The following is a 20877-nucleotide window of genomic DNA, read 5'->3' on the forward strand; positions in this document are numbered from 1 at the left end:
ACTTAATATTATTATTTTCGAGCAAGTCCATGTTTTAATAACCTTACTTCAATCATATAATTTTCTATTGCTTCTTCTGTTGATAATTCTTGAGCAAATGTCTCGATCAAATGTCGAAATGTAATGGTTTTAATAATTTGTAGAACATGAAACAATTCTTTGTCATTAGAAATATTTAAATTACTCTTCTTAATCAATGGACTTATCGCTCTAAAATTTTCACTAATTTCATTGACATCAATAATTCTGCCAAATGCATGTTCAATTTTATACGTCATATTTAAAAATGCATTTCTTAAAAAGTTGAGGTTCTCTTCTTCTCCTATGACTAACTGAAAAACCTCAACCATCGTATCAAATATATCACCATCATTTCTTCGTAAAATATCCACGAAAGAAATATTCATTTTTCTTGCAAACTCATTAACTAAAAAGAAAAAGGCATCATCTTTATCCTCAAAATATTGATAAAAACTTCCACGTGGTATACCAGCTTCTTTTATGATGTTTGTGATCGACGCTTCAAATAAAGGTACTCTTGAGAATTCCTTTTCAGCTGCTTGAATTAATGTCTGTTTCTTTTCCTCCGGTAAATTAAAGAAGGTTAGTTTTGGCATAAACTATTCACTCTCTCTTATCTTCTTTGTGGCCAATGTTAAAAAATCATATGGAAGACGAAATTTTTCATTATTAAGCTGAAGCTCCTGAATATTCCCCTCAGATTCTTGAGAAGTTTCCTTAAGCATATTCATTTCCTTCTGAAGCTTCTCCATTTTCCGATCTAGAAGTGTCGCTGAATCTGCAGCTTCTTTTAGTTCATCCTTCATATGCTGCGGAACTTCTTTATTATATTTATAGTAAATTTTGTGTTCCAAGCTTGCCCAAAAGTCCATTGCAATTGTTCGAATTTGAATTTCCACATACACATGTTCTACCCGATCAGACATGAAGATAGGGATTTGGATGATTAAATGAAGACTTCGGTATCCATTTGGTTTTGGGTTTTTAATATAATCCTTACATTCAATTACTGTAATATCCTTTTGCTTCTGTAGCATATTACTAATCTCGTAAATATCAGAAATAAAGGAACAAGTAATACGAATTCCAGCAATGTCTCGAATATTATCTTTTATCGATGCTAGAGAAAACTCATAGCCTTTTCTTTGAACCTTGTTTAATATACTTTCTGGTGATTTAACACGCGATTTCACATGCTCAATCGGATTATAATCATGAATATATTCGAATTCCTGTTTTAAAATATCTATTTTAGTATTCACTTCAGCAAGTGCGAATTTATACGACATCATGAAACGGATTAAATCCTCTTTTATTGCTTTTATTTTATTATTATTATTTAGTGTGCTACTAATCATTCTTTCCCCTCACATCTAATATGACATCGTGTCATCTTTACTATATTAATAGTATATGACACAATGTCACTTGTCAATATAAAAAAATAGAGTGCATAACCCACAAGGTTCTACACTCTACTAAGTATTTTAGCATTTCCTATTTTATTCTGTTCCAATCTCCCTAATAAATACTTCCTAACCTCTTCAACAGATAGCCCTATTTGTTTTGCTTGTATCATTAACTCAAGCCACTCACTGTCGAACTTTTCATCTAACACCGTACTCATATTCATCCCCCACTTTTATAGGAAATCCAGCCGTCATAGCAAAAGCCTTAGACCCGAGATTTTGCGTCCTTATTTTTCAATAAGTTTGCCTTTTTCTGATGAATTTCTTTACACTATTGAGCTTTTTCTACTATATATACTATTGTAATAGAGGGAAATTAGATGTAAATATATTATGGCAAGATTGTGACTATTACAAAGTAAAATATGACCATTCGACAGATTCCACTTAAGTGGAAGTGACAATTTCCACCAATTAATGATAAAATACTACTAAATTCCGAAAATAGGGAATCGTATTTATTTTCCGAGGGGATGTTTATGACTAATAACTCTGAACGAATCGTCATGTTTGTTCTATATTTTTCATTACTGATTGCTTTTGGTTTTCTTGTCACTGATAACCCAGATAATCAGGTGAAGATGATCATACTCACCACATTCTTCACACTTATCCAAGTTTTTCGCATTTCTATTTTACCTCGAATAAAATTCAAAATTAAAACACCAATCGAGGTATTATTAATTACAATTCAATTTGTATTTGCATTTTTTATTCAAATGATTGATGGCTATTTTGTTCCACAAATTTATTTTTTCATTTTACTTAGTGAGGTTGCCTATTCATATCGGTTAGTAATAAGTATTCCATTCACATTCATGAACTATCTTGCCTTCGTTTTCGGAGTCTACATTAACCATAATTATCCACCATTCGCTGACATTAGCTTCGTTATTCCAAGAATGCTTGAGTATTGGCTAATCTTTGGTTTTAGTTATATGGCAAAACGGTCTAACGAACAAAGCAAACAACTTGAAATAGCCTTTCAGCAGCTGGAGATAGCAAATGCAGAACTAGCAGAAAAAACATTAATCGAGGAAAGAATACGGCTTTCTCGGGAACTTCATGACACAATCGGTCATTCACTTACAACAACGATTGTTGGACTCGAGGTAAGTAAGCAACTTCATGAAAAAGGACTTACACAAAAGGCTATTGAACGAATTCCTACCATCCAAGATCAAATAAAAAAAAGCTTACAAGATATCCGATTATCTTCCAGAACACTTCATGATAACCCATTACGTCTTAGCTTCAAACAACAGGTAGAAAATCTTCTAAATAACACAGCACAGCAATCTGATATCATCATTACACACGACATTTCTGATATTCAAAATTTAAGCCCCAATCAAGAGATAACCTTATATCGAGCATTGCAGGAAGGCTTAACAAATGGAATCAAACATGGTAAAGCAACACAGTTTTCTTTTTCATTGAAGGAATCAGGTGATCATATTCAATTCCACCTTCAGGATAATGGAAATGCTGGGCAGGGTTTCGAATTTGGCTTTGGCCTAACATCCATGCATGAACGTATTTGTGCTATTGGAGGAACACTAGAGCTAAATCTTACCCAGACTAAAGGATGCTCGCTTATTATCTTAATTCCAATCATTCACAAAGGAAAAACATACGAATCAACGGAGGAATCTGCTATATGAAGCCAATTAAAATAGGTATAGTTGACGACCATCCAATTATCCGGGATGGTTTTAAAACCATCCTTGAAATCCAAGATGAATTTCTTATATTAGGGACTGCTAAGAATGGGGAGGAAGCAATAAAACTTGCCGAGTCCCAACCTGACGTTATGTTAATGGACATACAAATGCCAATTATGGATGGGATAGAAGCAACTAAAATAATAAAGAAGATGAATCCAACTATATGTATTCTTATGTTGACATCAAATTCAACTGGACAAGAAGTTATCGAAGCCATTTCATCAGGTGCAAGTGGCTTTTTATTAAAGGATTGGGAAACTGCAAAAATTATTCATTCCATCAAAGAAGCATTATTTGGAAACTTTCCATTCCCATGGTCTACATCCTCCCCTTCAGCAAAAGTAAAGAGCATATCATGGAACCAGCTACCCTTCCCTTTATCCTCAAGAGAAAGGGAAATTGCGACTCTACTTATCCTTGGATATAAAAATGAACAAATAGCTTCAGAATTGTTTTTATCAGTAGGGACAGTGAAAAATTACATTACAGGAATGTATAAAAAATTCGGTGTTAAATCCCGTAGGAGTGCGATCCTCTATTTGAACAAATATATTTAATAATCGAGTTTTCATTGACATAATTTCCTGACGATGGATAACACTATAATTGCATATCAGCGAAAGGAGATTATAAACATGAGCCGAGGTAAAAGCTTTAATCATAAAGAAAAAGGACACCCAGGAAACTTCCCTAAAAATAGCATAAGTGAGGAAAAAGATCATAGTCGCCAGTTTGAACAATTAGAAGGAATCGTATCACACGAGGCATTTAAAAATCGCGAAAAAGAAGATGAAATGCCATAATAATAAGGAAGAGAGTTGACCATTCATCAACTCTCCTCCTATCATGAAAGAATATTTGCTTTTCGAAACCCTTGGTACACGTCGATTGCTACAGTTATTATATAAATGAAAGCAATCCCATAAAGAAATTTTATTTCAACCCCTTCTTCAGAAAAGATATCAGTCCAATATGCGATAAATTCTCCTGTCAATAAGTTGGGATTACTAATAATCATGAGAAAGATAATTGTAGATACAAGCAGACAAATTGCGTTTAAGACCGCAATTTTTTTCGTCCATTGCCCAACTATAAACTTATTAATTGCCAGAAGGAATTCAAGACCAGCAACAATCACAGCGAAAGGCCAATAAGATAACAAGACATCATGGTTAAATGATGGAGTTACATATACAAGACCTTCTGCCCCCTTCTCATATACCCCTACGAGACTAGATGCATAAAAGTAAACGGTTACCCAGATGGCAATCCACAATAAGCTAAAAAATACTTCGGATTTTGAAATCATCTTTTTCTTAGGTATATAGGTTACGCTTTTCAAGTCCTCAGGTGTCCACTTCTTAAGAGTAGGAAGATGAGTATTTGCTGCATCTGTACGTTCCAAAATTGCGAACACAAGTGTTAACCAGAAAAACACATGAATGCCTATACTAATAACTTCCCAAATACCCTCACCAATCATATCGAGTACAAGATTTAATACAGCTTCTTCCCCATCATAGGAAAGGATCTTAGAAGCAAACAATGCAATCACTGATACAACTACCGCAATAGGGATAATCATTTTCAATAAATGAATATACATATAATATAAACGTGGCCCGATTAAATGCTTCGGACGATCTTGATATCCATTCGCAAGGTCTACTGGATCCCCCAGCTTGACTAAAGCATCTTTCACTTCTTGCTCTGAATAATCATCTGGAAGCATATCCATAATCGTTGACCTTAACTCCAGAGCAATATCCCCGCGATTTTTCTCAGGAAGCCTTTTCGTTACTTCTTGAATATATATTTCAATTAGACCCATCCTCTTCCTCTCCCTTTAGCAAAATATAAAGCTCATTAGATGTTTTCTCCCATTCCATTTTAAGCTCACGAAAAATATCTTCACCATATTCACTTAACACATAATATCTACGCGGCCTACTCTCTGTCGTATCCCAGCTGCTCGTTACCAATTCTTGCTTTTCCAAACGGCGAAGTAGTGGATATAACGTACTTTGCTCAATCACAATTCCTGATCTTTCTAATAATTGAACAAGTGAATATCCATATTGAGGTGTTCTTAACTGACTTAAAACCGCTAAAGTCAATGTACCTCTTCTCAACTCCGTCGTTAATGAGTTCAATAAATTACTCATCCACCCACCTCATCTGATTTATACTGTGTGTCATACAATATACTTTATGCTATGCATCATACACTATTGTGTTACACATATCAATATGGAATATTAAATATTATTAATTATTTATTTATCTGATTAAACGTATTTTTGTAACCTTTCACTCTTCAGATTCGTCAAAATATAGAATTTTATGTAAGGAGGGCTGGAATTGTCAGATTTTAAAAAACAAGTATTAACAGATTGGTATGAGCAATATAGTGACTCACTTTTTAAATATATTTGTATGATGACGCGTGATTACCAGGAGGCTCAAGATTTAACACAGGAGACCTTTATTAAGGCATACAATAAATATGAATTTTTCGAAGGCAGAGCAAACGTAAAAACCTGGTTATTCAGCATCGCGCATAATGTCACGGTCGATTTTTTAAGAAAGAGAAAACCCCTTAGAATGATCGAAGTCCTATTTCAAGCAATGAAAGATCACAGTCCGCTACCCGAGGATATTATTGAGATGAATGATAGCATAAGAGAACTATATAAAGCACTTGGTAATATGAAAGCATCCTATCGTGAGGTAATTATTTTACGAAAAATTAAAGAGTTTAGTATTCAGGAAACAAGCCAAATCTTAAATTGGCCAGAGAGTAAGGTTAAAATTACACTTCATCGCGCTTTGCCCGTTCTTGAACAACAGCTAAAAAAGGAGGGATTTGTTTATGACAAAACACAATGAATTCCAATCTTTAGATGACCTTTTATTAAGTGCAGATAGAGAGAGCCTTTGGGATAAAGAACATCAAGCTAGACTATTAGTCAAAATTGAGAAAAACATTAATAAGTCGAACCGTAAAATAAATGTAAACAATACGTTCGTCTATATATCCTCTATCGGTGCCTTTCTACTTCTGTTATTTATGGGCTACCATTTATTGATCCAAGATGTCGAACAAAAGCCAGGTCAAAAAAACCTGCCCCTAGAGGTAAATGAAGGTGTAATATCCGAAATAAGTAGCAGTAATTTCCACTATACCAGGGATACAGACGAGGAGAAAATCAACAAAATAGCAATTGCATTATCTAGAAGAAATGTTACAAATCTTCAACCTGATACAGAGCCTAAAAATTTAGCGATAACATACGAAAATGGAAAAATTGGTGACTATAAAATTTGGACACAGCTGCATGTAGTAGAAGGACTTGTGACTTTCGAAGGTGTTTTTCAAATCGAGGAAGAACCAACGTTATATACATTAGATTCAGCTACTGCAGAAATGATTTTTATTGATAGTAGACCTGATAATCTTCCCAATTTCAAATCGATCCAAATCAATAGTGTGTATGAGAATGGTGAACGTATTCATGTCAATGCAACATATACAACAAAGATTGCTGATTCTTCGCAACCGAATGGTTACCGATTAGAACTTGGTGACAGTGAAGAATTCATCATCTCTCAAAATGCATCTATTTATTTAATTGATTATGAAGACGGGAATCTTGCTGCTCGTAAGGTGGAACTTGAAAAGATATTAACCCAACCCGGCTTATTCGGCCAAATGTTTGTACATGAAGGTGAAATGTTATTGTTTATTGAATCTTATTTACCTTAATAATAATGGCCTGCTCATGCAGGCCACAATTTATTAAATAGCAACTATATCAGATTGTTTCCTTAAAAGCATTTCAAATTCCACCGCGTTTAAGGGCTTTGAATAGTGATATCCCTGTCCAAAGCTACACTTGTTTTCCATTAAAACCTTACTTTGATACTCATGCTCAATTCCTTCAGCAATGACATTCAGATTAAAATTTAACGCTATATCAATGATTGATTTTATCATCGATTCACTCTTTGGATTTGCAACATCATCAACAAATGATTTATCAATCTTTATTGTGTCAATTGGTAATTCTTTAAGAATATGAAGTGATGAATAACCTTTACCAAAATCATCAAGTGCGGTCCATATTCCAATTGATCGTAATTCATTTAATACAACGGTAGATTCTTCTATATTTTGCATAACACTTTCAGTAATCTCCAACTCTAAATATTTCGCACTAAGACCGGTCTCTCGTAAAACCTTGCTGACAGTTTTAACGAAATCACTATGCTGCAATTGGCGTACAGAGACATTCACTGCAACACATAATAATGGAAGACCTACTTCCTGCCAAGCTTTATTTTGTTTACAGGCTGTTTTTAAAACCCATTCTCCAAGTGGCACAATAAGACCTATTTCTTCTGCAATCGGGATAAATTCAACTGGTGAAATAAACCCTAATTCTGGATGTTCCCAACGTATCAATGCTTCCATTCCAACAATTTTTCCCGACTTCAATTCTACTTTCGGTTGATAAACTAGAGTAAATTGATTTTGATCAATCGCTTTTCTTATTTCATTCTCGATTTTCATTTTCCGCAAAATAATTTCATTCCAGCCTGAATTATAAAACTGAAAATTATTCTTTCCATTCCCTTTTGCAAGGTACATTGCCGCATCAGCATTTTTCAGTAATACTTCCCGATCCTCACCATTTTCCGGATATATACTAATACCAATACTTGGGGTAATTGCTATTTCAAAAACATCAATCATATATGGCTTTGTTATCTCTGATAGAATTGTTTCTGCAATAATAAGACAACTCTCATCAGTCGCATCTGGATGAATAATAACAAATTCATCCCCACCTAACCGATATAACCGGTCATATTCACCTTTCATATTTTTCAATCTATCCGAAACTACATTTAATAAACGATCGCCAATGTAATGTCCAAGTGTATCATTAATATTTTTAAACCTATCAAGATCGATTAGTAACAACGCAACCTTACTATTCCTAACTTCCGCTTCAACCATAATTTGATCTAAATCTTTCTTAAAGCTTGTTCGATTATGTAATCCTGTAAGCGAATCATGATAAGCCCAGAACTTAAATTCATTAATGAGATTCGCATTCTTTTTCACAATATAAAGCTGACGGAAAATAATCGATATGAATACAACGTATAAGCCAATACTTAAAGCATTAAAATCCCAATTATAGCTAAATGCAACGCAAAGTAATAGAAGGATAGCACTCACATATGGAAAAAAATTCACTTTACTTTCAAAGTAATTGTGTATCACCCAATTAAAATCCATCGTTTTCTTCTCAGCATTTAATCCTGTAATTCCGATAATTAATAATGCAATAAGCCATAACGGCTCAATATATCCCCCTGGCTGGTAGTTCTCAGTAATTGTTTGGTAAATAAATATTGAATCAGCTACTACTTGTATGGCAAAACCAATTACTATATAAAGTAAAAGCCGCTTTTCTTTACTATACCTAGAAAGATAAAATAAATTCGTTGTTACAAACAGGATGCTTAAGCTCAGTATAGGATATGCTAATACAATAAGTGTAGTAGATAATGAATGATTTGCATGGTCCAATATAGGCTTAATAAAAAAATGCACACTAAAGGCGATTGCACTCGTCATAAAAATCAAAATATTAAAGATATATGTATTATTCGAAACAGAAACTTTGATTACTTTTGTTTTATAGATTAATGCGACCAAGTAAAAGAAGTATGCTGATAACCAAAATACGTCGGATAAATCACCGTAATTAGCAATTCCTCCTGTAGCCTGTTGAAATAACCAGATAATATGACATATGACATAACAAAGAGCACCAATACCTAAGAATAACCAAAAATGCCTTTGAATATTTGATTTATTACGAAATGCCTTAAATAACCAAATACAACTAGCGATTCCCCCTATTGTTATAAACATAGTTACACCAAATAATCGTAATGATTCATTTTCCCTAACTACGAATATCCACACGTATAATAGCGCTGCACTAATGACAAGGAAGAGCGTTGCAGACCAACTTTTTTGTAACATATTAATCCCTCACGTAAATTCTTAGATGTAAACAGTAGTCTTCTCATATAAATTTCATACTTGGCTATAATATTTCTATTATTCTCTTATACTTATTTATTTTATCACTTTTCGTAGCTTTGGAAGACACTCCAAATATTAACAGTAATTAATCTGATCAAACGTTTGATTGAGGATTAATCCTTACAACCCCATTCAATTCAGAATTCAATCAAACGTTTGATTGCTTAGATACTCAAGGCAACTGAATTGCACTTTGAATGGCCTGTTCAAATGTATTGATGATGTCCTCATAATGTTCTATACCCACCGAAATTCTAACAACCTCTTTTGTGATTCCTAATGTCGCACTAGCTTCAGGTGGTAAAGCTCGATGTGAAGTGGTTATTGGGTGGGAAACAGTCGTTTCAACTCCAGCCAGTGTAGGAACAATTTTTACCCATGAGAGAGATTTAAAAAATGTACTTACATCGATTTCTTTTGATAATTCGATCGAAACCATTGCGCCATAACCTGATTCGTCTTCATCAAATGGATAATACACTTTTGAAATATGGGAATTTCCACGAAGTGCTTCAGCTAGCTTCCTTGCATTAAACGATTGTGATTTCATTCTTAGAGCCAATGTTTTTAGTCCTCGACAAGTGAGCCAAGCTTCAAATGGACTAAGATTTGCACCAAGATTTACAACCTTTGTTCTTGCCTTCTCAATAAGTGATTCTCTACCTACTAGGACACCAGCTGTTACATCACTATGTCCGCCAATATATTTAGTTGCACTATGAACAACCAAATCAATTCCTTTGGCAAGTGGTGTGCAGTGATATGGAGTTGCGAATGTATTATCTACAAGTGTCACTAGATTATATTTTTTAGCCAATTCTGAGACAGCCTCAAGCTTCTCTACACGTAAAAGGGGATTTGTTATCGATTCTGTAAAAAGTAATTTTGTATTTGATTGAATTGACTTCTCAACTTGATAAAGATCTGAAAATGATAGGAATGTTGTCTGAATACCAAGATCATTCAATTCTTCTTTTAATAGGTGGAAGCTACCTCCATACAAATCATCAGCAGCTATTATGTGTTCTCCGCTTTTAACAACAGCCAGAATACCGACTAAGATTGCAGATAATCCAGATGAAGTTGCAATTCCTGACACTGCACCTTCAATTGCAGCTACAGCTTGACCTAGCTCATCTGTATTCGGATTTCCAACACGGGAATACAGGTAATTTCCTTCACCTTGATAAAACCCTTCAAGATCATCTAAGCTGTTAAATGCAAATGCTGAAGTTTGATAAATTGGCATCACTTTACTTTTAATCTCACGTTGATTCTTTTTTGTACTATGTAATAGCTTTGTTTCAAATCGTTTTTCCACTTTGTCCACCCTCTTTTTATGATTTCACCTAAGAAAAAAACCAGTGGTTAACAAGTACACTGGATTTTTAAATAAAAATTGTATTTATTTTGCAACTACCATAAAATTCTTCCCCTGTTCTTTTGCCTCGTACAACGCTTCATCTACTGCCTTTTTCAATGAGTCCACCGTTAATCCATTTTGAGGATACACTCCTACTCCGGAACTAATTGATACGGTAATTTGCTTATTGAAAATCACGATTGGATTAAGCATGTAATATTCCTGTAGTTTTTCAAAAAGGTCTTTAATATTCATTTGTACCTCGGATTTCATGATAATCATAAATTCATCGCCGGCATATCGATAACCCTCTATCCCATTACAGCTTACATCTTTGATTCCATTTGCTAATATCTTTAAATACAAATCACCTATATCATGACCATAATTATCATTAATCCTTTTCAAATTATCAGAATCTATCATGATGAGCGTGATTTCTTGATTACCTTCTTCAATTAGCTTAGATAAGTCATTATGGAAAGCACGATGGTTTTTTAATCTAGTCAATTCATCTGTCTGAGACATCGTATATATTTTTTCATAAAGTCTTGCTGTCTCTATTGAATTAATTACTTGTGCTCCAATCATCTGCAGCAACTCTTCATGTTCTTTCCGAAAAGCAAAATCTGCTGTACTTTGGGCAGAGATAACTCCTTTTACATGATCATCAATAACAATAGGAACAAAAAGACAGGAACTTGTATCAATCTCTCCCTCACCCATTTTTGCATGGTATTCCTGGGACTTACTTTGCTGTTTCAGATGGACAATTTCCCTTGTTCTAATTACCTTTGTCGTATAATTCTCACCTAATTCCACTCTTCGGGGTGGAGCTTGTTCCCCATTATCCATAATGAAAATAAAGTTTGTATGGGAGTCCCCATCATTATACAAAGCAATATAAAATGAATCAGTTCGCATTACTTGTGACACCATCTCATAAGCTTTCAGCAATAGGACGCTTTCATTTAGTGTCTTGCTGCAAACTTGAGCAAATTCATGCAAAATTCGGTAATGCTTGTTCATCCAGTTTACATTTTCTAACTTTTCGTTGATTGTTTGTATTTGGAGTAGTAATGTATCGATTATTTCCAGTTCGGCTTCATTTTTAATTTTACTTTCAAAAAGACCCTTTACATCCTTAGTTAAAACCGACTTTTCAAGCCCTACCCTATTCAGTAGTTCACTTATGATATTTAATACTTCACGATTATCAGTACCATGAATTTTCTTTTCCAATACAATCACTTCCAGACATTCATCATATTGCGTATTATTCCCTATTTGGTAGAGGATTTTAAACCTATATTGACTTAAACCATTCAAAAGGCCTATTATTCAGATTACTTTTCAATAAAAAATAGACTAATCTTTAACCGATTAATCCATTCCAAAAATGATTTATTCGGCAACTGGCTGGCATTATCAATACGATAGAAGCCCCTATAGTTTTGCGTCTCCATTTTTCAATGAATTTGCCTTTGACTTATATATATGACAGATTTGTTCCATATCAAAAAGAATTTTCCTAATATTAAAGCAAGTATAATTATATAGTTCATTTATACCATTGTCAATTATTAGGAATTGCTATATTTTAAAAAATTATCTGTATACAATTTTATTCATTTGGTCCAATAACCCTTTCGCTAATATCGACTATTCCTCTATTTTTAACACGATTCACTAGTGAAGCTTTCCAGCTTGGAGCAAGTAGTTCACATGCTGCAAGTTCTTTCATTTTCTCAAAATCATGTTTTTCATGATGCATAATTTGATTGCACACTTCTACCGTCCAATTGGGAAATGGTCGCTCTACTAATGTGAATTTTTGTCCTGCCTCCACAAAGCCTTCTTGTAGAACTCTAAAATACCATCCTGTTCGACCAGTATTTTGAATGATTAATGGTAGTTTTTTTATATTATATCGACGAGCCGGCTTCCAGCATGGCTGTCTAGGCTGTGAGACTTGAACGACTGCATCCCCTATTTGAAAGATATCACCAATCGAAATCTCCTTTTCCGTTAAATGTTCAACTGAGAAGTTTTCTCCCATCCCACCAGGAATCATGTCATTTATCCCTAGTTCTTCTTGCCACTTCATATAATGCTCGAAGGAATATACAAAAACCGCCTTCTCTGGACCCCCATGATGTATCAAATCTGCTTGTCCATCACCATCTAAATTGGTTCTTCCAAGCCAAATTGGCCCCTGAACTGGTTCTTTGAACATTCCACTACTCCATTCGCGATCCATTAACCGTTCAGCGTCTTTCATCCCCACTGTTTTCGGTTTGCCCACAAAAATCCCTTTTAATAAACTACTCATTTTTCTCCCTCCATCATCAATATGTATTGAAAAAATATGACACAAAAAGGCAACTCCCTATTGGTTAGCTGCCTTTTAGTTTGTGAATTTAGCTTATTTACGTTTCTTTTTAGTCAATCTCCCTAATAAAAATGCCCCTGCAGCCACACCAATGACTGTATTCGTTTTCTTGTTAAATACTTGTTTTGCAACAAGGTTTAAATTTTGTGGTCTTTCAGCTAATCGTCTCATGAAATAACCATACCAGTCTTTCCCAAACGGTACATACGTACAGAAGTTATAGCCTTCACTTGCAAGCTGTAATTGAAGTTCTCTTCTGAATCCGTAAAGCATTTGGAATTCATATTTATCATTCGGAATATTATTTACTTTTACAAATTCCTTAACCTTATTAATAATATGATGGTCATGAGTCGCGATAGACGTGAATTTACCATTTAATAGATGCCATTCAATCAATCTAATAAAGTTCTCATCAATAGCCTTCTTCTCTTGATAAGCTAATTCCGCTGGCTCTTTGTATGCACCTTTTACGATACGAAGACGATAATTTTGATACTTTTGAATATCCTCTTCCGCGCGGTGGAAATATGCTTGGATAACGGTTCCAACATTATCATATTCAACTGATAGTTCATCTAAAATTTTAAAAGAAGGATCTAAATGACCATGATCTTCCATATCAAAATTAACAAAAATACCATATCTACTTGCTTTATCTACAATCTCTTTTAGATTATTTAAACAAAAATCATACTCAATGTCTAAACCAAGCTGAGTTGGCTTTAATGAAATATGAGCATCAACTTGATTATTATGAATTGCTTCTATTACATTAAGTATATTTTCCTTCGCCTCTGTCGCTTCTTCCTTTTTATAGACAAATTCGCCTAAGTTATCGACAGTACAAGAGATTCCATATGCATTTAACTCTTTAATACTTTTCATCACTTCTTCTATATTCGTCCCCGCTACGACACTTTGCGCTCCCAATTTTAATCCGTACTTTTTAGCAGCACTATTAAGAAATTGGTTTTGGGATAAGCCTATAAATAGATCTTTTAACATAGCGATTACTCCTAACTATTTAATCTGTTTTTACCAAAATAATTATAGCATATTTTTTTGATAGATTTCGTTTTGCAAATATTCAATAAATGCGTCGAGCCCTGTCATAGTAACGCTTTACACCATTGACGTATATTCAAGAATTGAGTAGACAAATTATTTAATTTTTTTGTAAAAAACTATTAAATTTACTTTGGATACTAGAATTATTATTATGTTAGAAAGAACTAAACGTAGCTATTTAGGAGGAGGGTTCTAGTGCGATCAATAGGTATACTATTTGGCTCCCTAATTATAGTATTTGCTTTTAATTTGTTCCTAATCCCACATGATGTGCTTAGTGGTGGTATGAGTGGGATTTCGATCATTCTTGGAATGTTTACACCTTTGAATACAGGGTTTGCAAACTTCCTATTGAACTTTCCATTATTAGTGATCGGTTATCTAAAGTTAGGAAGAAAATTTGTTATAAACACGATTTTATCTGTGGTTATTATATCAATCGGACTTGATATTGTTCCAGTACAGGCGATTGCAGGTGATAGCATCCTTTCATCGATTTTTGGAGGGGCCTTAGCAGGTCTTGGCATCGGGATTGTATTTCGATCTTCAGGTTCTACAGGGGGATTTGATATAGTTGGGATGCTTGTTGCTAGAAAACGAGATTTTCCAATTGGTACACTCCTATCTGGAATGAACGCAGTTGTCATTGTGATAAGTGGCTTTCTATTAAATTGGGATTCAGCGCTATATACATTAGTATCGATCTTTGTCACTGGTAAAGTCGTTGATGCTGTATATACGAATCACGAAAAACTTACCTTGACGATCATTACTGAAAAAGGTGCAGAAATGAGACCACATCTACTTGCTAATCTCTATCGGGGCTTAACAATTATGGATGGCGTTGGCGGCTACTCGAATACGAGCAAAAATATATTAATGGTTGTCATTTCCCGCTACGAACTAACAGAAGTTAAAAATCTCATTGCAGAAATCGACCCATCCGCATTCGTTAACATAACCGAAACCCTTGAAGTTATGGGTCTCTTCCACCGAGGACATTAAGTACAGGTCCCTTTTCCACTTTACTTAGGAAAAGGGTTTTTCTATTGTCCACTTTTTCCGAATTCCAAAAAATAAATTTCTTTCAAAGTGAAGTATAATTACTGCTTATTTTCAGAAACTTAAAAGAGCAGGAAAGGGAACGAATATGAGAAAAAACTTTATTATTGGTCTTTTGATTAATTTAATTCTATTTAATGGATGGGCAATCATTCATTTTGAATTGCCATTTTATAAATTAGATTTGGCAATTGCAGCTATCTCCATTATTTTGATGAGCATTATACATAATCGCTTTGCATTCTTATATTTGATTACATCTACCCTCGGGTATGGAGCGTTTATCACAGTATTTGCTTTTGTTAGTAATGTATCTGCTAAAAGTCAATTGGATTATATTTATGAACATTTATTAGTGACAAGCTTTTTATTACTCTTCTGGATATTAATTCACTATCTAAAAAAAATTAGCTATGAAAACACATCTTTAAAAAAACAGTTAGCACTATTAGAAAAATATGATAAGAGAACGAATATTTTAACTCCTTATGAATTTATTTACCAAGCAAAGTGGATTATTAAGTCAGCTATCCGCAATGGGCAAGCATGGTTGGTTAAAATAGAAATGACCGACAATAGAAAACACACAAAGAAAAACTTACAGGAATATTTAGAAACTATTGTTCTTTCATCAGTAAGGGAGCAATTTGATATTGTAACAGCAGTCCCTAAGAAAATATTTTTTATTTTAAAAGATACCGATGAAACAGGGGTTAAGATTGTATTAAATAGAGTTCAGGACAAATTAAAGACGGAATTAAATACCATTAGTCCCCCTTACGAAGTAAAAATTGAACATATTAAAGATGAAACCACACTTGCTGTCGTAGAGGAGGAACTTCAATGACATGGCCCTTAATGATAACCATGACTTTTTTCTGGTTATTGCTAATGGTCTATTCAGCTTTGACCATTGCAGGTGTCTGGTATCGTCTCTCCTTTAAATCATCAAAAGAACTTGAACAATATCCAAGTGTGGCTGTTCTAATTCCTGCGCATAATGAGGGTGTTGTCATTGGTGATACATTACGCGCAATGGCAAGATTAGACTATCCTGGGCATCTAGACATCTACCTACTTGATGACAATTCAAAAGATGAAACTGGTGTGATTGCTCAAGAGTTTTCTGAGCTATTTTCACGTATTCATTATATTCCTGTACCGCCAGGAGAACCGAAAGGAAAATCCCGTGTTCTTAACTACGGATTAAGCATTTCCAGTTCAGAGTATTTCATTGTATATGATGCTGATAACGAACCTGAGCCAGATGCAGTTCGATTATTAGTAGAAGCCGCTGAGGGAAATCCAAAGGCCGCTGGAGCGGTAGGCTATGTTAAAACTAAAAACCTTCATGTAAATAGTTTGACACGAATGATTGCACTAGAATTTCAAGTGTTTCAATTGCTAATGCAGTGTGGAAGATGGGCAATGTTCAAATTAGGTTCACTTGCAGGTACAAATATGTTATTAAAAAGGAGCGTACTAGAAGATCTTGGAGGCTATGACGTATATGCTTTGGCAGAAGATGCGGAGTTAACCATTCGCGTCACAGCTGCTGGCTATCAACTTCCGGTTATCCCTTCTTCAAGGACTTGGGAACAAGAACCTGAAAAGGTCAAAACATTTATTAAACAACGGACCCGTTGGCTTACAGGTAATATCTACTTACTTGAAAAGTCATTACATGATCTCTCCCACTGGAAAGGTAAGACATTTATTCTATCAATTCAACATGTGCTAACCTATCTAGTCTTTGTCCTTTTGCTCTTGTTTTCAGATATTTTCTTCATTATGAGTGTAACAGGATATGAGTTACCTCAGATGAGGGCACCTTTATTAATTTTATGGTTTATGAGTTATATCGTTTATACCTCCCAATTGCTTAGTGCCATAGTTATTGATCGTAATGTCTCACTTCTTAACGTTTTATTTGTGCTAATTATGTATTTCACCTATGCCCAATTATTTATCATCCTATTAATGCGTAGTTTTTCTATTTATATTTGGAGTCGAATTCGCAAGAAAACAATTGGTTGGGATAAGACAGTGCGCTTTGAAACAAAGGGAGATAACGAATGAAAGTGCGGAAATTACAATGGGGATTAGTTATTCTAGTCATTTTTATATTCATTAGTGTAGGCTTTTACTTTTATATAGAAAAAGGTAGAAAAATCGATAATAAAGTGTTGAGTACTGTCAAAAACCATTATACGAAAGTTGAAAACGGATTGATTCATGCTTATCCAGATCAGTCCGAATCTCAATATCTTTCCGAAAGTATTGGATTGTACATGGAGTACTTAATTGAAAGTAAAAATAAGGAGGCATTTGATGAGCTTTATTATGCTTTCCAGCAACATTTTATTGTTACAAAAAGAGGAAAAACATTTATCAAATGGCAACTAGATGATCAAACGAACACAAATGCATTAATTGATGATGTCCGTATTGTAGCTGCACTGCAGCGAGCTAGTGATATTTTTCATGAACCAACGTATAAACAACTAGCGGTGAATATTCGGGATACACTCACATTCGTTCAAAAAAAAGACGGCTACTATACTGATTTCTATGATTGGTCCTTTGAAAAACCTGCTGCACGAATAACATTAAGTTATTTAACCAGTGACTTTTTCTCGCTTTTTCCAAATACTGAGCAAACAAAAGAACTACTTATTTTACCAGGCTATACTGAAGTATTTTTTCCAGAGTACTATAATATTGATGAAAAATCTTATGTAAAAAGTGAAACCGTCCATATGATTGATCAATTACTAATTTCACGTAATCGGAATAATATTGGCTGTAACTCGGATGTATTTAATGAATGGCTTATGAAGGAATGGATGACAAGCCACAAGCTATACGGACAATATAATCGTCACACCTTGCAGCCAGCAGTTTCGTATGAGTCACTGTCAGTATACTATTATTTGCATGATTACTTTGTACAATTCAATAAGCAGAAGATGGCTGATGAAGTAATGGACCGAGCAAAACAATTAGCCGGCAACCCAGTCCAACAAAATGCCCACTTCTTTGATTATATTCACTATCAATTATTAGAAACTAGCCGATTTCAAAAAAGATAGACATTGGGGCATCCCATGTCTATCTTTTTTTGCAATAGATTTATTTCATTATTTCATCCAAACTCATATCATCAGCGTAAAGAACATAGTATTTTCCATCTACTTCTTTTAGCAGCCATAAAAATACTTCTCCCTCATCTTCACTTATTTCCTCAGCTACAAGCTCCCAATCGTCACCATATTCCTCAGTAATTCCATCTAAAGTTTCTTTATTCAAGTTACTTTTCTTAATCTTAGAGAATTTCATCTTTTCAACCCCACCCTTATCAACTACGGTTGAGGCGAATTCTTCCATTGCGCTTAATTGGCTCCCGCTAATTTCATCAAATTGCGAGGTGATTTTTGAAAATGTATCAAGATCATTTTCAGCTGCAGCATTATACAAATCTTTAACTGTATTAACTGGATTGTTGCCAAGGCTAGAACATGCTCCTAATAATAAAATTGAAGCAGCTAGCGGAATAAATAGTACTTTTTTCACCTTGTTTTCTCCTCTTCTTGATGTAATAAATTGTATAAATAAGTTCGTCAACTGCAATATTTTAACATATAAAAAGAGGAAAAATAAGCTAATTATGATATGTAAATTATTCCAATTATAGAAGAGCATTATTTCATGATGGGGCTTGGAACTACTGCTAGCTATTGATTAGGAGCATAACAGAAATAGATGTTAAAGGCCTGTTCCCTAATGTAATATGCACTAGAGAGCAGGCCATTGAATGTAAGAGTTAATAAGCAGTCCAGCCACCATCTGCAGTAATGACAGTACCGTTAACAAAGCTAGAGTCATCTGACCCTAAGAAAAGAGCAACTGTTGCAATTTCCTCAGATTCACCAGAGCGTGGATTATTTCCAGATCCACTCATGGCTCGTTCCATTCCAAATTTATTCGGGTTATTCATCGTTGTTCCAATATTTGTATTAACACCACCTGGTGCGATTACATTACAGCGTATTCCTTCCATTGCATATTGGAAACCTACATTTTTCGTCAAACCAATTACAGCATGCTTGGATGCAGTATATGCAGCACCCGCACGTGAACCATGTAATCCTCCAACTGATGCATTATTAACAATTACACCACTCTTTTTTTCTAAAAATATTGGTAAGGCTTTGCGAATCGCTCTCATTGTTCCCGTTGTATTAACTGCAATAACTCGTTCCCATAATTCATCTGTTACATCTACTGCAGGAACAAAATTATCCATAATCCCAGCGTTATTCACTAATATATCCAATGTGCCATATTTCTTCACAGCTGTATCTACCATATTACCTACATCATCTTCACTTGCAACATTAACAACCACAGCTGTTGCCTCTCCACCAGCATCGATTATTTCTTGTGTTACTGCATGTACTGACTCTTCATTTAAATCAGCAGCAACAACCTTTGCACCTTCCTTCGCATACAATAAAGCAATTGCTCTTCCCATTCCAGACCCTGCACCTGTAACGATAGCTACCTTGTTTTCTAGCTTCATAAAAGCACCTCCAAAATGATTGTATCTTCTTACAATTCTATTATAATCTATTAAATTATGTTTGTTCAGTATTTCACAAATACTTCATAAATTAATTTTTATTGCGATAAGCTAGGCATTTTGTACTAATGACCGTATTTTTGGAATAACGGCCGTATTTTCGGATTAACGACCGTATTTCTGGAATAACGACCGTATTTTCTGAATAACGACCGTATTCCTTAGGAACGCACCTATCTCAAAAGAATTATCATCGATATTACAAAAAAAACGATCAATCTATGACTCTATTTCCATAGAAGTCCAGATTTATATAGGTTTTTATCCAAAACCTCTCTTTCCACTCCGATAATACCTAGGATTTTGGCTCAATTGCTAATTCTACACGCCTATTCTTCTGACGACCTTCTTCGGTATCATTAGATTCAATTGGACTTGTCTTTCCATGACCAAAAGTAGCAAATTGGATATGATCTAATTCACCGGCATCTTCGAAAAAGGCTTTAACTGCGGCTGCACGACGCTTCGATAGGTCTAAATTATATTCATCTGTTCCCTTACTATCTGTATGACCATGAATTTCCATCTTTGCACCCTTTAAATCACGTAGAGCCTGGACGACTTCCCCCAGCACCTCTTTGGCTTCAGGCTTTAACTGATCCTTGTCGAAATCGAATAAAAAGGTTTCATTAATTTGAAGCATGACAACCTCTTCATCTTCTTCAATCTCCACTTTTTCTCCAGGAGTTATCGGTGTCCCAGACCATGGTTCACCACTCCATGCGGAACCTTCCCATGATTCACCCGACCATGCTTTGCCACTCCATGAATTTCCACTCCACGCTTTGCCGCTCCAAGCTCCTACCGATGATTTCTTTGATTCTTTATCATCCTCAGAGGATTTCTTTTTATCTTTTTCTGGTTTGTCTTCCTTATCGGTTACTTCCTCTTGCTTCTCTTGCACCTTTTCTTTACTGTCTCCTTCGCTACTACAACCAACAATTAGAACGCATAAACCTAATAATACAATTCCCAATTTTAATTGCTTCATTTTACTCATCCC

At 34.7% G+C, this 20877-nt stretch carries 22 protein-coding genes and 2 riboswitches; of the genes, 9 read left to right on the plus strand and 13 right to left on the minus strand.

The features are described from left to right. Positions 1-11: 11 nt before the first annotated feature. From MJG50_RS04545 to MJG50_RS04555, 3 genes are all read right to left on the minus strand, one after another. Positions 12-617, minus strand: a complete 606-nt coding sequence (locus MJG50_RS04545; RefSeq protein ID WP_240253130.1) for a TetR/AcrR family transcriptional regulator — start codon at positions 615-617, stop codon at positions 12-14. Positions 618-620: 3 nt separating this feature from the next. Then, positions 621-1379 (minus strand): GTP pyrophosphokinase, encoded by a 759-nt coding sequence (locus MJG50_RS04550; RefSeq protein WP_240253131.1) that lies wholly within the window; start codon positions 1377-1379, stop codon positions 621-623. Positions 1380-1489: 110 nt separating this feature from the next. Beyond that, positions 1490-1648 (minus strand): anti-repressor SinI family protein, encoded by a 159-nt coding sequence (locus tag MJG50_RS04555; RefSeq protein ID WP_240253133.1) that lies wholly within the window; start codon positions 1646-1648, stop codon positions 1490-1492. Positions 1649-1665: 17 nt separating this feature from the next. Further along, positions 1666-1748, minus strand: a riboswitch (cyclic di-GMP riboswitch). Positions 1749-1969: 221 nt separating this feature from the next. On the opposite strand from MJG50_RS04555, the gene MJG50_RS04560 reads away from it, so the two are divergent. From MJG50_RS04560 to MJG50_RS04570, 3 genes are all read left to right on the plus strand, one after another. Next, complete coding sequence (locus MJG50_RS04560; RefSeq protein WP_240253134.1) at positions 1970-3154, plus strand: sensor histidine kinase; 1185 nt, start codon at positions 1970-1972, stop codon at positions 3152-3154. Beyond that, entirely contained in the window at positions 3151-3774 is a 624-nt protein-coding gene (locus MJG50_RS04565) for a response regulator transcription factor (RefSeq protein WP_240253135.1), read from the plus strand. Before MJG50_RS04560 ends, MJG50_RS04565 begins: the two co-directional genes overlap by 4 nt. Positions 3775-3852: 78 nt before the next feature. Further along, positions 3853-4020: a hypothetical protein gene (locus MJG50_RS04570; RefSeq protein ID WP_240253137.1), complete on the plus strand. Its 168-nt coding sequence runs from the start codon at positions 3853-3855 to the stop codon at positions 4018-4020. A 41-nt stretch (positions 4021-4061) separates the two neighbouring features. Here the strand turns inward: MJG50_RS04570 and MJG50_RS04575 are convergent, their stop codons facing one another. Next, complete coding sequence (locus MJG50_RS04575) at positions 4062-5048, minus strand: HAAS signaling domain-containing protein (RefSeq protein WP_240253138.1); 987 nt, start codon at positions 5046-5048, stop codon at positions 4062-4064. Next, complete coding sequence (locus MJG50_RS04580) at positions 5035-5382, minus strand: PadR family transcriptional regulator (protein ID WP_240253140.1); 348 nt, start codon at positions 5380-5382, stop codon at positions 5035-5037. The genes MJG50_RS04575 and MJG50_RS04580 overlap by 14 nt, the downstream gene beginning before the upstream one ends. Before the next feature lie 196 nt (positions 5383-5578). Here MJG50_RS04580 and MJG50_RS04585 point away from each other — a divergent pair, with 196 nt between their 5' ends. Beyond that, positions 5579-6106 (plus strand): RNA polymerase sigma factor, encoded by a 528-nt coding sequence (locus tag MJG50_RS04585; protein ID WP_240253142.1) that lies wholly within the window; start codon positions 5579-5581, stop codon positions 6104-6106. Further along, positions 6090-6983, plus strand: coding sequence for a hypothetical protein (locus MJG50_RS04590; RefSeq protein WP_240253151.1), 894 nt, complete (start codon positions 6090-6092; stop codon positions 6981-6983). The genes MJG50_RS04585 and MJG50_RS04590 overlap by 17 nt, the downstream gene beginning before the upstream one ends. A 33-nt stretch (positions 6984-7016) precedes the next feature. On the opposite strand, the gene MJG50_RS04595 is transcribed toward MJG50_RS04590, so the two are convergent. The 5 genes from MJG50_RS04595 to MJG50_RS04615 form a co-directional block, all read right to left on the minus strand. Next, entirely contained in the window at positions 7017-9281 is a 2265-nt protein-coding gene (locus MJG50_RS04595) for an EAL domain-containing protein (RefSeq protein ID WP_240253153.1), read from the minus strand. Positions 9282-9516: 235 nt separating this feature from the next. Further along, complete coding sequence (locus tag MJG50_RS04600; RefSeq protein WP_240253154.1) at positions 9517-10665, minus strand: trans-sulfuration enzyme family protein; 1149 nt, start codon at positions 10663-10665, stop codon at positions 9517-9519. Positions 10666-10749: 84 nt separating this feature from the next. Beyond that, positions 10750-11949 (minus strand): sensor domain-containing diguanylate cyclase, encoded by a 1200-nt coding sequence (locus MJG50_RS04605; protein ID WP_240253155.1) that lies wholly within the window; start codon positions 11947-11949, stop codon positions 10750-10752. Positions 11950-12114: 165 nt separating this feature from the next. Next, positions 12115-12200: riboswitch (cyclic di-GMP riboswitch) on the minus strand. A gap of 131 nt (positions 12201-12331) precedes the next feature. After that, the gene (locus MJG50_RS04610; RefSeq protein ID WP_240253156.1) at positions 12332-13039 is read right to left on the minus strand and encodes an MOSC domain-containing protein; all 708 of its coding nucleotides are present in this window, start codon (positions 13037-13039) and stop codon (positions 12332-12334) included. 93 nt (positions 13040-13132) lie between these two features. Continuing rightward, positions 13133-14107, minus strand: coding sequence for a proline dehydrogenase family protein (locus MJG50_RS04615; protein ID WP_240253157.1), 975 nt, complete (start codon positions 14105-14107; stop codon positions 13133-13135). 258 nt (positions 14108-14365) lie between these two features. Here MJG50_RS04615 and MJG50_RS04620 point away from each other — a divergent pair, with 258 nt between their 5' ends. The 4 genes from MJG50_RS04620 to MJG50_RS04635 all read left to right on the plus strand — a co-directional run bounded on the left by MJG50_RS04620 (position 14366) and on the right by MJG50_RS04635 (position 18324). Beyond that, positions 14366-15175, plus strand: a complete 810-nt coding sequence (locus tag MJG50_RS04620) for a YitT family protein (protein ID WP_240253158.1) — start codon at positions 14366-14368, stop codon at positions 15173-15175. 145 nt (positions 15176-15320) lie between these two features. Beyond that, positions 15321-16079, plus strand: coding sequence for a hypothetical protein (locus tag MJG50_RS04625; RefSeq protein ID WP_240253159.1), 759 nt, complete (start codon positions 15321-15323; stop codon positions 16077-16079). Beyond that, positions 16076-17311 (plus strand): glycosyltransferase family 2 protein, encoded by a 1236-nt coding sequence (locus MJG50_RS04630; protein WP_240253161.1) that lies wholly within the window; start codon positions 16076-16078, stop codon positions 17309-17311. Before MJG50_RS04625 ends, MJG50_RS04630 begins: the two co-directional genes overlap by 4 nt. Further along, positions 17308-18324: a hypothetical protein gene (locus MJG50_RS04635; protein ID WP_240253163.1), complete on the plus strand. Its 1017-nt coding sequence runs from the start codon at positions 17308-17310 to the stop codon at positions 18322-18324. The genes MJG50_RS04630 and MJG50_RS04635 overlap by 4 nt, the downstream gene beginning before the upstream one ends. A gap of 40 nt (positions 18325-18364) precedes the next feature. Here MJG50_RS04635 and MJG50_RS04640 read toward each other — a convergent pair whose 3' ends face one another. The 3 genes from MJG50_RS04640 to MJG50_RS04650 form a co-directional block, all read right to left on the minus strand. Then, a complete protein-coding gene (locus tag MJG50_RS04640; protein WP_240253165.1) occupies positions 18365-18805 on the minus strand; it encodes a hypothetical protein in 441 nt (146 codons plus the stop codon). 250 nt (positions 18806-19055) lie between these two features. Beyond that, positions 19056-19814 carry an SDR family oxidoreductase gene (locus tag MJG50_RS04645; protein WP_240253166.1) on the minus strand — a complete coding sequence of 253 codons (759 nt, stop codon included), beginning with the start codon at positions 19812-19814 and terminating at the stop codon, positions 19056-19058. A gap of 355 nt (positions 19815-20169) precedes the next feature. Further along, positions 20170-20865: an OmpA family protein gene (locus tag MJG50_RS04650; RefSeq protein ID WP_240253168.1), complete on the minus strand. Its 696-nt coding sequence runs from the start codon at positions 20863-20865 to the stop codon at positions 20170-20172. Between the last annotated feature and the right edge of the window lie 12 nt (positions 20866-20877).

It is taken from the genome of Fredinandcohnia quinoae, assembly GCF_022427965.1.
In the GTDB taxonomy this organism is placed as follows: domain Bacteria; phylum Bacillota; class Bacilli; order Bacillales; family Bacillaceae_L; genus Ferdinandcohnia; species Ferdinandcohnia quinoae.

Excerpts from the sequence above, each read along its gene's own strand:
- MJG50_RS04545 (WP_240253130.1), bottom strand. The coding sequence starts at position 617 with ATGCCAAAACTAACCTTCTTTAATTTACCGGAGGAAAAGAAACAGACA.
- MJG50_RS04550 (WP_240253131.1), bottom strand. The coding sequence starts at position 1,379 with ATGATTAGTAGCACACTAAATAATAATAATAAAATAAAAGCAATAAAA.
- MJG50_RS04555 (WP_240253133.1), bottom strand. The coding sequence starts at position 1,648 with ATGAGTACGGTGTTAGATGAAAAGTTCGACAGTGAGTGGCTTGAGTTA.
- MJG50_RS04560 (WP_240253134.1), top strand. The coding sequence starts at position 1,970 with ATGACTAATAACTCTGAACGAATCGTCATGTTTGTTCTATATTTTTCA.
- MJG50_RS04565 (WP_240253135.1), top strand. The coding sequence starts at position 3,151 with ATGAAGCCAATTAAAATAGGTATAGTTGACGACCATCCAATTATCCGG.
- MJG50_RS04570 (WP_240253137.1), top strand. The coding sequence starts at position 3,853 with ATGAGCCGAGGTAAAAGCTTTAATCATAAAGAAAAAGGACACCCAGGA.
- MJG50_RS04575 (WP_240253138.1), bottom strand. The coding sequence starts at position 5,048 with ATGGGTCTAATTGAAATATATATTCAAGAAGTAACGAAAAGGCTTCCT.
- MJG50_RS04580 (WP_240253140.1), bottom strand. The coding sequence starts at position 5,382 with ATGAGTAATTTATTGAACTCATTAACGACGGAGTTGAGAAGAGGTACA.
- MJG50_RS04590 (WP_240253151.1), top strand. The coding sequence starts at position 6,090 with ATGACAAAACACAATGAATTCCAATCTTTAGATGACCTTTTATTAAGT.
- MJG50_RS04595 (WP_240253153.1), bottom strand. The coding sequence starts at position 9,281 with ATGTTACAAAAAAGTTGGTCTGCAACGCTCTTCCTTGTCATTAGTGCA.
- MJG50_RS04610 (WP_240253156.1), bottom strand. The coding sequence starts at position 13,039 with ATGAGTAGTTTATTAAAAGGGATTTTTGTGGGCAAACCGAAAACAGTG.
- MJG50_RS04615 (WP_240253157.1), bottom strand. The coding sequence starts at position 14,107 with ATGTTAAAAGATCTATTTATAGGCTTATCCCAAAACCAATTTCTTAAT.
- MJG50_RS04625 (WP_240253159.1), top strand. The coding sequence starts at position 15,321 with ATGAGAAAAAACTTTATTATTGGTCTTTTGATTAATTTAATTCTATTT.
- MJG50_RS04630 (WP_240253161.1), top strand. The coding sequence starts at position 16,076 with ATGACATGGCCCTTAATGATAACCATGACTTTTTTCTGGTTATTGCTA.
- MJG50_RS04635 (WP_240253163.1), top strand. The coding sequence starts at position 17,308 with ATGAAAGTGCGGAAATTACAATGGGGATTAGTTATTCTAGTCATTTTT.
- MJG50_RS04645 (WP_240253166.1), bottom strand. The coding sequence starts at position 19,814 with ATGAAGCTAGAAAACAAGGTAGCTATCGTTACAGGTGCAGGGTCTGGA.
- MJG50_RS04650 (WP_240253168.1), bottom strand. The coding sequence starts at position 20,865 with ATGAAGCAATTAAAATTGGGAATTGTATTATTAGGTTTATGCGTTCTA.